Origin of the sequence: Lentzea sp. NPDC051208 (genome assembly GCF_040682435.1) — a bacterium.
Classification (GTDB): Bacteria; Actinomycetota; Actinomycetes; order Mycobacteriales; family Pseudonocardiaceae; genus Lentzea; species Lentzea kristufekii.
In genome coordinates this window covers 127,332-142,210 of record NZ_JBFBAW010000015.1, presented here as the reverse complement: position 1 = coordinate 142,210, position 14,879 = coordinate 127,332, and the positions used below count along the sequence as shown (strand labels likewise).

At 67.3% G+C, this 14,879-nt stretch carries 9 protein-coding genes; all 9 read left to right on the top strand.

Annotated elements, in window-relative coordinates; translation table 11 throughout:
- Window positions 1–25: 25 nt before the first annotated feature.
- Entirely contained in the window at window positions 26–193 is a 168-nt protein-coding gene (locus AB0M48_RS32375; RefSeq protein ID WP_363849213.1) for a hypothetical protein, read from the top strand.
- 334 nt (window positions 194–527) lie between these two features.
- Entirely contained in the window at window positions 528–1,280 is a 753-nt protein-coding gene (locus AB0M48_RS32370; protein WP_363849211.1) for an IclR family transcriptional regulator, read from the top strand.
- 782 nt (window positions 1,281–2,062) lie between these two features.
- The gene (locus AB0M48_RS32365) at window positions 2,063–2,911 is read left to right on the top strand and encodes a polysaccharide deacetylase (protein WP_363849209.1); all 849 of its coding nucleotides are present in this window, start codon (window positions 2,063–2,065) and stop codon (window positions 2,909–2,911) included.
- Window positions 2,912–2,960: 49 nt separating this feature from the next.
- A complete protein-coding gene (locus AB0M48_RS32360) occupies window positions 2,961–3,572 on the top strand; it encodes a GNAT family N-acetyltransferase (protein ID WP_363849207.1) in 612 nt (203 codons plus the stop codon).
- Window positions 3,573–3,620: 48 nt separating this feature from the next.
- On the top strand, window positions 3,621–4,637 hold the full coding sequence (locus tag AB0M48_RS32355; RefSeq protein ID WP_363849205.1) for an LLM class F420-dependent oxidoreductase: 1,017 nt from the start codon (window positions 3,621–3,623) through the stop codon (window positions 4,635–4,637).
- A gap of 19 nt (window positions 4,638–4,656) precedes the next feature.
- Entirely contained in the window at window positions 4,657–5,346 is a 690-nt protein-coding gene (locus AB0M48_RS32350) for a transposase (RefSeq protein ID WP_363849204.1), read from the top strand.
- Window positions 5,347–6,281: 935 nt separating this feature from the next.
- On the top strand, window positions 6,282–6,509 hold the full coding sequence (locus AB0M48_RS32345) for a hypothetical protein (RefSeq protein ID WP_363849202.1): 228 nt from the start codon (window positions 6,282–6,284) through the stop codon (window positions 6,507–6,509).
- A 224-nt stretch (window positions 6,510–6,733) separates the two neighbouring features.
- Window positions 6,734–11,533, top strand: coding sequence for an acyltransferase domain-containing protein (locus tag AB0M48_RS32340; RefSeq protein WP_363849200.1), 4,800 nt, complete (start codon window positions 6,734–6,736; stop codon window positions 11,531–11,533).
- A 5-nt stretch (window positions 11,534–11,538) separates the two neighbouring features.
- Window positions 11,539–14,859, top strand: coding sequence for an amino acid adenylation domain-containing protein (locus AB0M48_RS32335; RefSeq protein ID WP_363849199.1), 3,321 nt, complete (start codon window positions 11,539–11,541; stop codon window positions 14,857–14,859).
- Window positions 14,860–14,879 lie beyond the last annotated feature (20 nt).

Sequence of the window (14,879 nt, the reverse complement as noted above, 5' to 3'; positions counted from 1 at the left end):
GGATCACCCGCTGATTCAATTGAGTGTGAAGATCGTCGGTGCGGTGACCCGGTCAGGCTGCAGTGAGTTCTTCTCCGTGCCGACCGGCGCTCTGCGTCAGCGCGATGGAAAATCACGGCTGAAATCCCTGGTGACGCAAGCCCTTGTCAAGTTCGCGCTCCGCTCGATCGCCGCAAAGCGTTGCGAAAATTGAGGCGAGTGAGAATGTGGAATTCATTCCCAGAAATCGTTGCTGCGCCGCAGATTGAGTTTTGATCCTCGCTGTCCTGCACGCCGGTGAGGTCACCCATTCGGGTGACGCCGCTCCTGGGTCTATCGCGGTGATTGCGGAAAACCGCACTGTGGAGCGCGGTCCGGTGATTGCGGAGTTCCGCAGGTTCGTCGTGGCCAGATTCCATACCGTCGTGACTGCTCCTCCGCAGGTCGCGTCGAGGAGGTGGTGAGGGGTGGTGGCGGTGTTGTCGACCAGCACGTCCTGCACGGGTTCGCAGCCCGGAGGCGATACCCGCCAGCCGGATGGAGACACCGTGGCGGGCAAGGCCGCTGCGGCGAAGGTGCTCGCCGTTCTGGAGGCCTTCAGTCTCTGTCAGGGCGAGGTCGGCGTTGCCGAGCTGGCGCGGAAGGCGGGTCTGCCGAAGTCGACCACACATCGGATGCTGGGCTTTCTGTGTGATGAGGGTTTCGTCAAGACCGCTGCCGGGCGCTACGAGTTGACGGTCAAGGTTGCGGGGTTGTCGGCGTCCGGCGCGGACGTCGAGGCCGGGCTCTACGACCGCGTCCTCCCTTATCTGACCGACCTTCACGAAACGGTCAAGCACCCGGTTCTGCTGGTCGTCCGTGCGGGAGGCGCCGCGCGTGTCGTCAAGCGGGTGTGCGGCAGCCGGACTGCGGGGTTCGCGACTCACCTCGGCGACACGCTGCCTCTGCACTGCACGGCTGCGGGCAAGCTGCTCCTGGCGCACGCGTGGACCCAGGCAGAACAAGATCTTGAGCTTCACCGCTACACGGAGCTCACCATCACGGACAGGGGCCGGCTCCAGCGGGAACTGGTATCGGCGCAGGCGAGCGGCGTTGCGGCGGACATCGACGAATGGCGGCTCGGGGTGACGAGCCTGGCTGTCGCACTGCGCGATTCCGGAACTGCGCCGCCGGTCGTGATCACAGTGGTCGGTCCCTCCGTCAGGTTCGACGTGCGAGCGGTGGCTCCACAACTCCGGCGGCTCGCGCACCATGCCGCACTAGGTGTGCGGGATTCACGACTTCGATCTGTCGCGACGTGACGGTACTGGTATTCAGGTGTGGAATTCGTCTTTCGAACCACCTGTGCGATCAGTCAGAACCGTCAAGAAACCTTGATCCCTTGAGCGGCCATCCGAATCCCTCGGCGTGCCCGGCGCTCACTCTGCCAGAAATTCCGGGCCGCTGTGCGTGATGCCAGACTCGGCGCAACACATCGAGAACAGGTTGGTCGCTCAGGGCCGGAGACATGTGTCAGGTGACGGGGCGGGGTAGCTGCCCTGGCTCGGACATGGGGAGACAGGTCTTCTTGCCGCTCCGGCCCCGTCAGTACGTTGGTGTGCGGGATCAGCGACGCCGTGCGGCTTGTGACGATGCATGCTTTCACCCGCATTCGCATGCGGCGGAGATTCCGCGCAAGCAGCTGGGTGAATTCCAGGAAGCGAGTTCCGCACGCTGGAACGACTCGTTGGCGCTCATTGCCGCCCAAACTAGTGTGAGGCACCTGAGTGCGGGCCAAAACGCTGGCCGAGGCATCCTTCTAAGTTTCGGAAATGGCATGTGGGTGAACGCGAGAAGCTTGATGGAGTTGCTCGTGGAACCGAGGCCGTGTGGCGCTGTCGAGAAGGCGTAGTTCGCCTGCTCAGCTCATCGCGTCAATGGTAGTGATCAGTCCGGCCGAGCCCTGGATTGCGCATGACCGTTCCGGCGGACGAAAGTCTGTTGGGGCTCGTAGATGCTCTTGCTGCCTGAGCAGGAAAGGTTCTGTAAAATGTCGAACCCCGGTTCTCCGCCTTGGGAGTGGTCGGAAGCGCACTGGCGATCCATGGTGGACGAGACGAACGCGGGAACCCGGCTGGCCCCGGAGAATTGGCCGCAGAACGCGAGAGTGGCCGTCGCGATCTCGGTCGACGTCGACAACGAGACGCTTCCCCTTTCCCGTGGTGAGACGGGACCCGGCTTTCTGTCGCAAGGCCAGTACGGTGCGCGTGTCGGCCTGCCTCGAGTTCTCGAGACACTCCGCCGGCATTCCGTACCCGCGACGTTCTTCTACCCGGTCGTCTCCACCGCGCTCGATCCCGCCGGGCTCGCCGCGGTACGAGCTGACGGGCATGAGATCGGGCTGCACGGCTGGATCCACGAGAAATGCGGCGAGCTGACCGCGGACCAGGAACGGGAGCTGGCTCTGCGCAGCGCGGACGGGCTCGAGGCGGCTACCGGTGTCAGGCCGGTGGGTCTGCGCACGCCGTACTGGGACTTCACCGTGCACACGCTGCCGATCATCAGGGAACTCGGACTCGAATACGACTCCTCCCTGATGGCCGACGACCAGCCCTACGAGCTCCTGCACCGGGGTGAGGCGACCGGGGTGACCGAGATCCCGGTGTCCTGGATCAGGGACGACGCCCCCTACTTTCCTGATGACGCCCTGGGAAAGCAGGTCTTGGCACCGCGTGAAGTGGTGCGGATATGGCAGGACGAGTTCGACGCCGCCTACGCCGAAGGCGGCTTGTTCACCTTGGCGCTCCATCCGCACATCATCGGGCACCGTTCACGTATCAGGGTGCTCGACGAGCTCCTGGCGCACATCGCTGCCCGAACCGGAGTCTGGTGGGCCACCCACGCCGAGGTCGCGCAACACGCGGCGGCAGACCGTTCCCCTTCAGCAAAGTGATGACTCCCCGAGCCTTCGTCGCGAACCGAGAGGACCGAGCACCGTGCCGATGATCAACACGGTTCACGAGGACCAGGCCGAATCCCTGGTCGACGTCTACACCCGAGCCTTCTACGACGACCCCGTCTTTTCCTGGATCTTCCCCGACCCGGAACGCCGCACGGACGCCAATCGGGAGTTCTTCACCGTCATCGTGGAATCGACGTTCGCTGGTGGCGGCCTCGCGCTCGAGATGGAGGACTTCAGCGCCGTCTCGCTGTTCTACCCGCCGGGCGTGCTGCCCACCGAGGAGGACCACGCCGACGTCGTCAGGCAGCTGACGGAACGGCTGGGTGACCAGGCTGAGCGGGCAGTGGCTTTCGTGAACCTGCTCAACGACAACCATCCACGAGATGTACCGCCGCACCTCTACGGCACTTTCCTCTCGACAGTCCCGGGGTGGCAGGGCAAAGGGCTCGGGACCAGGCTCAAGAAGGCTCAGTTCGCCCTCGCTGACGGTGCGGACGCGGGCGTGTACGGCGAAGCCAGTTGCCTGCGCAACCTGGCTTTGTACGAGCGGCTCGGGCAGGTGCGGCTGGGCGAGCCGATCAGCTTGCGAGGCGGTCCGTCGCTGTACCCGATCTGGCGGCCGCAGGCGAGCAAGCGCGCCGCGGAGTCCTGAGGGCGACGAGTGCACGGACTGGCCGGCGGCGGAACTCCAGGAGGTCCTATGAGCCGGTGGGGAATCACCATTCCTTTGCCCGGGGTGCCTCTCGCGCTCCACCGGAAGATCGTCGAGGAGCTACCGGACCTCGGGTACACCGACATCTGGACATCCGAGAAGGCGGGCACCGACGCCTTCGCCCCTCTGGCGCTGGCCTCTCAGTGGACGGAGCAGCTGCGGCTGGGCACCGCGGTGGCATCCGTGTACACCCGTGGTCCGGCGCTCCTGGCGATGAACGCGGCGACCCTTGCGGGACTGGCCCCCGGCCGGTTCGTGTTGGGGATCGGCGCGTCGTCGCGGGTGATCGTGCAGCGGTGGAACGCCGCCGAGTACACCACCCCGCTCCGCAGGGTCCGGGACACGCTGCTGTTCCTGCGGTCCGCGTTGGGCGGTGAGAAGGTGACCGAGACGTACGAGACGTTCTCCGTCAGTGGTTTCCGCTTGGAGAACGCGGTCGATCCGCCGCCCCGCATCGCGCTCGCCGCGTTGAGGCCGGAAATGCTGCGACTGGCCGCGAAGGAGGCCGATGGTGTGATCACCAACTGGCTCGCTCCCGGTGACGTGCGTCAAATACGTGACGAAGTCGGCCAGAGCGTCGAGCTGGCCGCCCGGATCCTCGTCTGTCCCACCGCGGACAGGGCGCTGGCGCATCGGCTCGGCCGGCGACTCGTCGCGGAGTACCTGACTGTGCCCGCCTACGCCGCGTTCCAAGACTGGCTTGGCCGCGGCGAGGCGCTCAAGCCGATGCACGACGCCTGGAACCGTGGTGACCGGCGCGAGGCGCTGGAGATGATTCCCGACGAGGTGGTGGACGACCTGATCGTGCACGGCGCGCCTGAAGCCTGCCGCGATCGGATTCAGTCCTATGTAGACAACGGCCTGTCGACACCGATCATCGCGTTGGTCCCGACCGGCGACGACCCTGTCGGCCACGTCAGGAGCCTGGGACCGCCTGGCATCGCAGCGGCAATGAGGTGTGAGGTTCCCCCGGTAGCTCGGAGACATCCGAGCACGGTCCGATAGGACCTGAAGGAAGTCGTCCGTGGTGGCACCGAAGAAGTACGCCGACGAGCTGAGTGCTCGTGCGGCCCGGCTGCATCGGGAGTCGGATCCGAAGCCGGTGATCCGTCGGCGGGCGGAGCAGCTCGGGGTGCATCACGAAGCACTGCGCAACTGGATCCGGCGGAACGAGGCATGCCGTGGCGAGCGCGACGACAGACCCACCACCAGCGAGCCGGAGGAACTGCGTCGGTTGCGGCGGGAGAACGCGGAACTCAAGCACGTCAACGAGATGCCCAAGGCCGCGAGCGCATTTTCGCCTCGGACATCGACCCGGCCCGGCGATGGTCGTGAAGCTCGTCACGCAGCTTCGCGATCGCTTCGGGGTCGAGCCCAACCTCTCGGGCCTCGGCATCGCTCCTCCACCTACCGCGGCTGGGTCCAACGCCAGGCAGACCGCTCGCCGCGGCAGCGTCAGGACGAAGAGCTGGTCGCCGAGGTCGTAGACATCCACACCATCTCCGGTGGCACATGCGGCAGCCCGCGGGTGCACGTCACGCCGCGCCGCCGGGAAATCCAGATGTTCCGCAAGCGGGTCGAGCGGCTGATGCGCACCCGCGGACTGCAGGGGCGTTCATGCGCAAGAACTGGCCACTCCCTCGACCTGCCCTCGGCAGGCAGGCCGATCCTTGTGCTGGGGGTGTCGTCCTTCCGCGCTGACAGTTCGGATTAATGGGTCAGTGATGTCGACAGTCCTGACCACAACACGCACCAGCGATGTACGCGGGGGACGTGTCCGTTGAACGAGAGCAGGTCGGAGAACCTCGCTGGACAAGGCGCGGTGTACGACTGCGCCTTGGTGATGGGTGTGAACGAGCAACGCGTTCCTGGCGGGGGTAGCGCGTCCTTCGTGCTGGCACCAATGGCGCCGCGACGGCCGGGTGCGTGACGATCCCGGCAGGCACGCTGGTGCCGATGCCGCGGTGCGTTCGTCCGGGCACGGTGATCTCGTTGTCGCCACGATGACACCGGGCCTTCCTTTGGTGAGCTTCAGCCAGGAAGGTTGACGCCATCGTCCACGAGCGAGCGCTTTTCGCGCTGGTCGTGCTGGCGCGGCGCAAGGAGCGCAACCCCACTGAACGGCGCAAAAGCCGTTGTCGATCGTGCTGACCGTCAGGCACCGTCACGGCAGCCCGCAGTTCATCCCGGTCCTGCAGGGCATCCAGGTGCCGCGGCTGACCGGTGGTCGGGTCCGCACCCGCCCGGATCGTGTACTGGCGGACAAGGCTCACATCGCGAAAGCCAACCGGGGAATACCTGCGCCGCCACGGGATCAAGGCGACCATCCCGACCAAGGCCCACCAGGACGCCCACCGCAAGACCAAGGGGTCGAAGGCGGCCGGCCACCCGCCTTCGACCCGAGACCTGCAAACAGCGTCACGCAGTGGAGTGCGGCATCAACCGGCTCAAACGCCACCGTGCGGTCGCCACGCGCTGCGACAAACGCGCCGTCCGCCACCAGACCACCGCTCACCTCGCCACCCTGATGCAGGACGGCAGGACAAGAGATCGGCGCAACTCCCGATCACGGAAGTGCATTTGCAGATCGATGTGCTGCCCGGCGTGGAGAGCGCCGGGGATTCGAAGATCGTGCGTTAGGAGGTCGTGTTGATCCGCGACGACGGGCGGATGGTGAAACCGTTCTTCCTCGCCAACGCCACGGCCTCGCGGAACCGCCTGACGCACATGTCGGGTTTGTGGGCCGCGCTGTGGCACTTCTCGGGCACTGCGGGAGAAGCACACTGCGCGATGTGCCTGCCTCCGGAAAAACCGGATGAGCGATGTGGTGTTTTCTCCTGCTGGCGGAGCTCGCAGAACTCCAACTGGAAGCTGTAGGTCGATCCGAGATTTTGCGTGCCCCTAGGTCGGTAGCGGACTCCCTTCTGGCATCACGTGAACGTCGATTGGCGAGCCCGATCATCGCGGGAGCTCAAACGACGAGGTCGCGTGAAGGCCCTCCGTGACCCGGCGTGATCGAATTCCACCCCACGACCATCTGGTGGAACTCTGCGTCCGCCTGCGCACGTGGCAGGCCTCCGGTCCCGTCTGAAGGCGACTGCTTGTCCGAATCGCCTCTTCTGACAGATAACCGTGTGCCGGGTCTGGACGAGGACGCGGTTTCGGCGGAACTGCCAATCGCGCTCACCGCCGGTCGGAACGATGTCTTGAATCGCACTGCCGCGTTCCGGTCCTCGGGACGGTTCGTTGACCGGAGCATGATCCACTTCCAGTGTGGATCACGTGGGGAAGTGTCTGCGACTCATCGAGAGTTAAGGAAGCAAGCGATGTCGTTCGACTTGGAATTTTCCGCCACTGCGGTCGAAGAGTGGCTCAAGGAACGTCTTTCGGAGCTCACAGGCACTCCTGCTCGCTTTGTCGACGTGGACGAACGGTTCAATCGATACCTGCTCGATTCGGTGCGCATGGTCCGCCTTTTGGCGGATCTCGGGGCGGAACTGGGCAGGCAGCTTCGACCCACGATGATGTGGGAAAACCCCACCATCAGATCACTTGCCCAGGCGGTGAGCGGCGCGGTGCTGCCTGAGGAGCCGCGCCCGGCTCCGGCTCCGGCCACGCACGGCACCGGCCCCGACGACCCCATCGCCGTTGTCGGCATGTCCTGCCGGTTCCCAGGGGCCGGTGACCTCGACGCCTACTGGTCGCTGCTGTCGAACGGGGTGGACGCCATCACCAGCGCGCCGCCGCGGCGTTGGCACGCCGACACAGCTCAGGTCGAGACCTCTGCGGTGGACGGCCGTGCCGACAGCTGGCGTGGTGGTTTTCTGGACCAGGTCGATGGTTTCGATCCGCAGTTTTTCGGCATCTCACCGCGTGAGGCGGCCGAGATGGACCCGCAGCAGCGGCTGGCGATGGAACTGTCGTGGGAGGCGCTCGACGACGCGGGTATCGCGCCCCACAGCCTCCGCGACACCCGGACCGGCGTTTTCTTCGGAGCCATGTGGCACGACTACGCCCAGTTGGCCGCGGGTGACATCGCTGGGATCACGCAGCACACCGCGACGGGTCAGGACCTCAGCATCATCCCCGCCAGGGTCTCCTACTTCCTCGGGCTGCGCGGACCCGCCATCACCCTGAACACCGCTTGTTCGTCCGCGTTGGTCGCCATCCACCAGGCACGGCAGAGCCTCCTGCTCGGCGAGTCGTCTCTCGCACTGGCCGGCGGGGTCAACCTGATCCTCGCGCTGGACAGCATGGTGGCGATGGAGCGGTTCGGCGCGATGGCGCCGGATGGGCGGTGCAAGGCGTTCGACAGCAGGGCGAACGGGTACGTGCGGGGTGAGGGCGGTGGCGTGGTGGTGCTCAAACCGTTGTCCCGCGCACTGGCCGACGGCAATCCCGTCTACTGCGTCATCCGGGGTAGTGCGATCAACAACGACGGCTTCAGCAACGGCATGACCGCACCCAGCCCGGCCGCGCAGGTGGATGTCCTGCGCGACGCCTACGCCAACGCCGGGATCGACCCCGCGGACGTCGACTACGTCGAGGCGCACGGCACCGGGACGATGCTCGGCGACCCGATCGAGGCGGGAGCGCTGGGTACGGTGCTCGGGGCAGGGCGCCCGGCCGACCGTCCACTGGTGCTCGGCTCGGCGAAGACCAACATCGGTCACCTCGAAGCGGCTGCGGGGATGGCGGGCTTCATCAAAACCGTCCTGTCACTGTGCAACCGTTCCATCCCGGCGAGCCTGCACTTCGAGACCCCGAACCCGCACATCGACTTCGGCAGCCTGCGGTTGCGGGTCGCTTCGGAACGCACGCCGTGGCCACGGCGGAACCGTCCCGGGCTCGCCGGGGTGAGCGCCTTCGGTTTCGGCGGTACCAACTGCCACGTCGTCCTTCAGGAAGCAGGCACGGGCGGGCCGCACCTGGTGCCACTCTCGGCCGGTGACGAGGACGGGCTTCGCGCTGCGGCGACAGAGCTGCTCGCGGCGTGCGGGCGATCCGGTGCGACGATGCCGGCGCTCCGCTCCGATGCCGTGGCCCGGGGAGTCGCGGAGAGGCGGCGGCTGGCGATCACCGCGGAGGACCACGCCGATCTGGCGAGGCGGCTCACCGCGCACCTCGACGGCCATCCCCTGCCCGGCACGGTTGCCGGCCTGGTGGAAGCGGATCGCGGCAGGCCGGTGTTCATGTTCGCCGGTCAGGGATCGCAGTGGCTCGGCATGGGTAGGGACCTGCTGCCTGAGCCGGCCTTCCTGGCCTCGTTGCGGCGCTGCGACCGCGCGATGCGCTCCTATCTCGACGTGTCGGTTTTGGACGTGCTGCTCGCAGACGATCCAGCCTGGCTGGAGGATCTGCGGCTGGTGCAGCCGGCGATCTTCGCCGTGCAGGTCGCCCTCGCCGGTCTGTGGCGCTCCTGGGGAGTGCATCCCGGTGCCGTCGTGGGGCAGAGCCTGGGCGAAATCGCGGCAGCCCACGTGGCGGGGTGCCTGAGCCTGGAGGACGCGGTGCGGATCGTCTGCGTCCGCAGCACGATCGTGCACAGCGCCGCTTCCGGGTCGGGCACGATGGCCGTGATCGAGCTGCCGGCCGAGCAGGCTCGCCGGTTGATCGAGAATCACGCGGACGAGATCTCGATCGCCGTCAGCAGCGGTCCCGAAGCAACGGTGATCTCCGGAGCGGCTGACGCGATGCAGGACCTCTCGTCCGAACTCGCGCGGTCAGGGATCACCCTGCGGCCGATCCAGGTGGACTACGCGTCGCACTCACCACAGATGGATCCTCTGCTGCCCGAGCTGCGATCGGCGCTGAGCGGCGTGCGTCCACATCTCGGTGTCATTCCCTTCTACTCCACGGTTGCCGGCCAGCTGCTGGCCGGCAACGAACTGGACGCCGACTACTGGTGTGACAACCTGCGCGAGCCGGTCCTCTTCGCGGAGGTGGTGCGGCTGCTCGTCGCCGACGGGCACCGCGAATTCATCGACGTGAACCCGCATCCGCTCCTCGTGCACAACGTGACGCAGTGCCTGGCGGAGGCCGGTCGTGAAGGTCACGTGCTGCCGTCCGCCCGGCGCGCTGAGCCGAGCCGCCCGGTGCTGCTCGACTCCCTGGGCCGCCTCTACTGCCAGGGGCAGGACGTGAATTGGTCACGTGTGCACTCTCGGGCCGGTCGAGAGCCTGGGGAACACCAGCACGCACTGGATGGACAAGAGCAGGAGCCAGTGGTCCTGCCCCTGTCCGCGCACACTCCGGTCGCACTCACCGAGGGAGCCGCCGAACTCGCCGAGGTCGTGCGGACCGCCGCGGACCTCGGGGACATCGGCTACACGGCAGCCCGTCGCTCTTCGCACGCGCGACGACTGGCCGTCGTGGGTGCTTCGCGGACCGAACTGGCCGATGCACTCGAAGGAGCCGCAGCACGGCCGTTGGCTCCGACGTGGAAAAAACCGTCCGTCGTGTTCGTCTTCCCCGGGCACGGCGCCGCGTGGTCGGGGATGGGCCTGGAGCTCGCCGCGACGGAGCCGGTGTTCAGGGACGCACTCGAGGACTGCGATGCGGCCATCCGACGGATCAGCGGGTTCTCCGTCCTCGAGTTCTTGCGGCGGGAGAGCGGAAAAGCGGACATCGCGCTGATCGAGGAGGTACAGCCCGCCCTGTTCGCGATGGAGGTCGCGCTGACAGCCCTGTGGAGGTCCTGGGGCGTCGAACCGGACGCGGTCGTGGGTCAGAGCATGGGTGAGATCGCGGCGGCACATGCTGCCGGCGCACTGTCCCTCGATGACGCCGCACTGGTGATCTGCCGCCGGAGCGCGCTCCTCGCGTCGATCCGCGGGCAGGGCGGGATGGCGCTGGTCGAGCTCGGCCTCCAGGAGGCGCGGAAGCTCGTCAGCCGATGGGACGGCCGGATCGAGATCGCAGCGAGCAACAGTCCGTCCTCGACGCTGCTGGCAGGCGATCCCGAGGCGGTCGAAGAGGTGCTGAGCGAGCTCGAGCGCACGAAGGTGTTCGCACGGCGCATGGTCGTCGACGTGGCCGGGCACAGCAGCCAGGTGGAGCCGCTGCTCGGCGAACTCCGCGCCGGACTGCGCGGAGTCTGGCCCTCCGCGTCCTCGGTGCCGTTCTGCTCCAGCGTCACCGGCACGATGCGCGCGGGCGAGGAGCTGGGGACGTCGTACTGGTTGCGGAACCTGCGTGAACCGGTGATGTTCGGGCCGGCCGTCGCTCTGCTCGCCGAGCAAGGAAACCAGGTGTTCCTGGAGATCAGCCCGCACGCCGTGCTCGGCCCGGCGATCGACGCGACGCTGCACTCGGTCGGTGCGACGGCCACCACGATCGCCAGGGCGCACAAGAAGCGGGGTGAGCGGACGGGCCTGCTGGAGGCCGTTGCGGCGCTGTACACGTCGGGGTGGGAGATCGACTGGGATCGTGTGCAGCCCGCCGGTGGCCGTACGGTCCCGCTGCCCACCTATCCCTGGCAGCGTGAACGGTACTGGCTCGACCGTGCCCCTGGCGCTCGACGGAAGATCGCGAGCGCAGTCGACGAGGGCTCGTACTCCGAGCCGGAAGAAGTCGTCCACCAGGAGGCTGCGGGTAGCGCCGACGACGGTGCGGCGTTCGAGGACCGGCTGGCCAACCGGGTGGCGTGGGTGCTGCGCCTGCGGCAGGACGAGATCCAGCGGGACGTCCAGCTCAGCAAGCTGGGCATGACTTCCTTGATGGCGATGGAACTTCACAACCTGGTGCTGCGTGATCTGACCGTGGCGCTCCCGGTCTCCCGAGTGTTGCGGGCGCACGGAATCTCCGCGCTCGCGGCTGAGGCACAGGCGTTGATGGGCACCGGCCAGACAGCGCCCGGCGCCGCGACGGTCGTGGGATCGATGGACTTGATGGAGCTGTGAACGCGATGACCTCACTGGTGGAACTCCTGAGGCGGGGCGTGCAGCTGACGCCGGCCGGAGACCGGCTGCGACTGCGGGCGGCTCCGGGAACCCTCGATCCCGCCGAGCGGGATGCGGTGAAAGAGCGCAAGTCCGAGCTCCTGGACCTGCTCGGCGGGCGCTCGGCCTGTCGACTGACCGGTGTGCAGGATCGCATCTGGTTCCTCAACAGGCTCGACCCGACGGGAGTGGCGTACACGTTCACCGTCACCTACCGGATCGAGGGTCCGGTCGACGCGTCGGGGCTCGCCACCGCACTGGAGACCGTCTGGCACCGCCACCCCGGTCTGCGGGCGACCTTCGAGGAGATCGGGGGAGTACCGGTCCAGTTCATCGAGCCGGAGTCGAAACCCGTGCTGAGGAGTGCCGATCTCCTCGGCGCCACTCGCGAGGAGGTCGACCGGGAATTGCGGGCCGCCCTGATCGCGCCGTTCGACCTCGCTCGTGGCCCGTTGATGCGTTCGATGCTCGTGCGGACCGGGGCACAGGAACACGTGTGGGGGCTGACCCTGCACCACCTGATCGCCGACGGGTGGACCACCGGGCTCGTCGTGCGGGAGATCGCTCAGATCCTCAATGGCGAGAACGATCCCGCCGCGGTCGTGGGCTTGGACTACACCGACTACGCCGAGTGGGAACGCACACATGCCGCCAGCCCCGCTTCCGCCAGGAACTTGGACCACTGGGTGGGTGCGTTGTCGGGGAACACCCCGCTGGAACTGCCGCTGGACCACCCACGCCCGCCCCAGCGCGGCCACGTCGGCGCGCGGGTCGACTTCGTCCTGCGACCAGAGCTGACCGCCCGGCTGACGGAGTTCGGCAAAGAGGAAGCGGCGACCCGGTTCGCCACGCTGCTCGCCGTCTACCTCGTGCTGCTGTGGCACTCCACCGAGCGCGAGGACATCTCGATCGGCACGCCGTACGCCAACCGGCTGGACCCGGAATTCGAGCGGACCGCCGGATGCTTCGTCAGCACCCTGGTGTTGCGTGTCGGCCTGTCACCCGAGCTGAGTTTCCGCGAGCTGGTGCGCAGGACCGCCGCCGTGTGCGCTGATGCCTGGGACCACCAGAACTACTCGTACGAGAAGCTGGTGAGCGAGGTGGCTGGAAGCCGGGACCTCAGCCGCAGCCCGCTGTTCCAGGCGTTCTTCGCCTTCCAGGACGCGTTCCACCCGCTGAGGCTGCCCGATGCCACGGCTGAGCTGCGCCCGTTCGACACCGGCAGCGTCCAGTTCGACCTCGAACTGCACTTCCACCCCGGTGTCGACGAACGGGGATTGCTGGGGAGCTTCTACTACGACACGGCACTGTTCGAGCAATCGACGATCGAGGCCATGGCTCGTCGTTGGCAGCATCTTGCCGCGTCGCTGATCGGCTCCCCAGACCTTCCGATCGGCGATGTCTCCCTGATGTCCGAGCTGGAGCGCCGAAACCTCCGCATGCGCAACAGCACCGCGTCGGACCACGTACGGGACACGACGGTCGACCGGCTCGTGGCGGCATGGGCCGAGTCCGGCCCCGAGCGCATCGCCGTCATCTGCGACGGCCGTGAGCTCAGCTACGCGGAGCTCAACCGCGCGGTATCGGCATTGGCGTGTCGAATCGATGCCGCGGGAGGCCGTGACCGGCGAGTCGGGATCTTCTTGGAACGCGGCCCCGAAATGGTGGTGGCAGTGCTGGCGGCGGTGCGCGCGGGCGCGGTCTTCGTTCCGCTGGCCACCGACCTGCCCGACGAGCGGATGGCCTGGATCGTCGAGGACACCGGGATGTCCCTGGCGATCACACGATCGGACGTCGCCGCCTGCCTGCCCGAACATGTCCAACCGCTGCCGGCCGACGGGTCACCGGGCGCGACGCCGGACAGGCCACTTGAGCCGCCCGCCTCCAGCAGTCCCGCCTACGTGCTGCACACGTCCGGGTCGACGGGCCGGCCCAAGGGTGTCGAGGTGAGGCACGACAACCTGCTGAACCTGCTGCACGCGATGGCGGTGAAGCCGGGGATCCGGCAGGACGACGTGTTCCTCGCGGTGACCAGCCTGTCGTTCGACATCTCGCTGCTGGAGCTCCTGCTCCCGCTGGTCACCGGTGCGACGGTCGTCGTCGCCACCCTGGAGGAGGCGACGGATCCGGCTCGCCTGGCCGATCTGCTGGACACCAGTGGTGCCACGATCATGCAGGCGACCCCTTCCACGTGGCGGATGCTGTTCGACTCCGGCTGGGAGGGGCTCTCCCGGCTCACCGCGCTGTGCGGCGGGGAAGCCATGAGCCGCGACCTTGCCGACCAGCTTCTGGGCGGGTGCAAGGAGGTGTGGAACCTCTACGGGCCAACCGAGACGACGATCTGGTCCGCCCGCTGGAAGGTCGACGCGACTGATCCGGTCCGCATCGGCGAGCCGATCGAGAACACCCGGTTCTACGTCGTCAACGGACGCGGCCTGCTCGTGCCACCCGGAGTGCCGGGCGAGCTGTGCATCGCGGGTGAGGGCGTCGCGAACGGCTACCTGAACCGGCCGGAGGAGACCGAGCGGCGATTCGCGGACCTGGCAGAGGTGGCCGATGCGCCTGAGCGCGTCTACCGCACCGGTGACCTGGTCCGCGAGCTGGCAGACGGCACCCTGACCTTCTTGGGCAGGACCGACCAGCAACTCAAGGTGCGTGGTCACCGCGTCGAGGCCGCCGAGGTCGAACACGCGCTGCGCCGGCACCCCGCAGTCGTCGACGCCGCAGTCATCCTTGCAGCGGACGGCGTGCTCGTAGCCCACGTGGCCGCGCATGACGGCGACACCGTGTCCGCGGGTCAGCTACGTGACCTGCTCGCTCCCGTCCTTCCCGCTTACATGGTGCCGCAGCGCTTCGTCATGCACACGATCCTCCCGATGACTCCTAACGGCAAGATCGACCGCAAGGCGCTTTCCTTGCTCGTCCCCGAGTCGGCTCCGGCCGACACCCCGTACGAACCGCCGGTCGGCGAGACCGAGACGTTCGTCGCGAAGATCTACGGCGACCTCCTCGGCCGGACCGGCGTCGGCAGGCACGACAGCTTCTTCGACCTGGGCGGGCACTCCTTGCTGGCCACCAGGGCGCTGTTCCAGGTCGAGGAGCGCTTCGGCGTGCGGGTGGAGCTGCAGAACCTCTTCGTGAACCCCACGGTGACGGCACTCGCCGCGCGGATCGACGACGACCTGACTCGCGGCGTGCAGGACGACCTCGCCATCAGCGCGGCACTTGACCAGCTCGAGTCGATGTCCGACGAGGAAGTCGCCCGCCTGCTCGACGGCCTCAACTGACGAACCAGCGAACCAGGAGA

Bases quoted from the DNA above. Each gene is read 5' to 3' on its own strand.
- AB0M48_RS32365 (WP_363849209.1), top strand. From the start codon at position 2,063: ATGGTGGACGAGACGAACGCGGGAACCCGGCTGGCCCCGGAGAATTGG.
- AB0M48_RS32335 (WP_363849199.1), top strand. From the start codon at position 11,539: ATGACCTCACTGGTGGAACTCCTGAGGCGGGGCGTGCAGCTGACGCCG.
- AB0M48_RS32360 (WP_363849207.1), top strand. From the start codon at position 2,961: ATGATCAACACGGTTCACGAGGACCAGGCCGAATCCCTGGTCGACGTC.
- AB0M48_RS32355 (WP_363849205.1), top strand. From the start codon at position 3,621: ATGAGCCGGTGGGGAATCACCATTCCTTTGCCCGGGGTGCCTCTCGCG.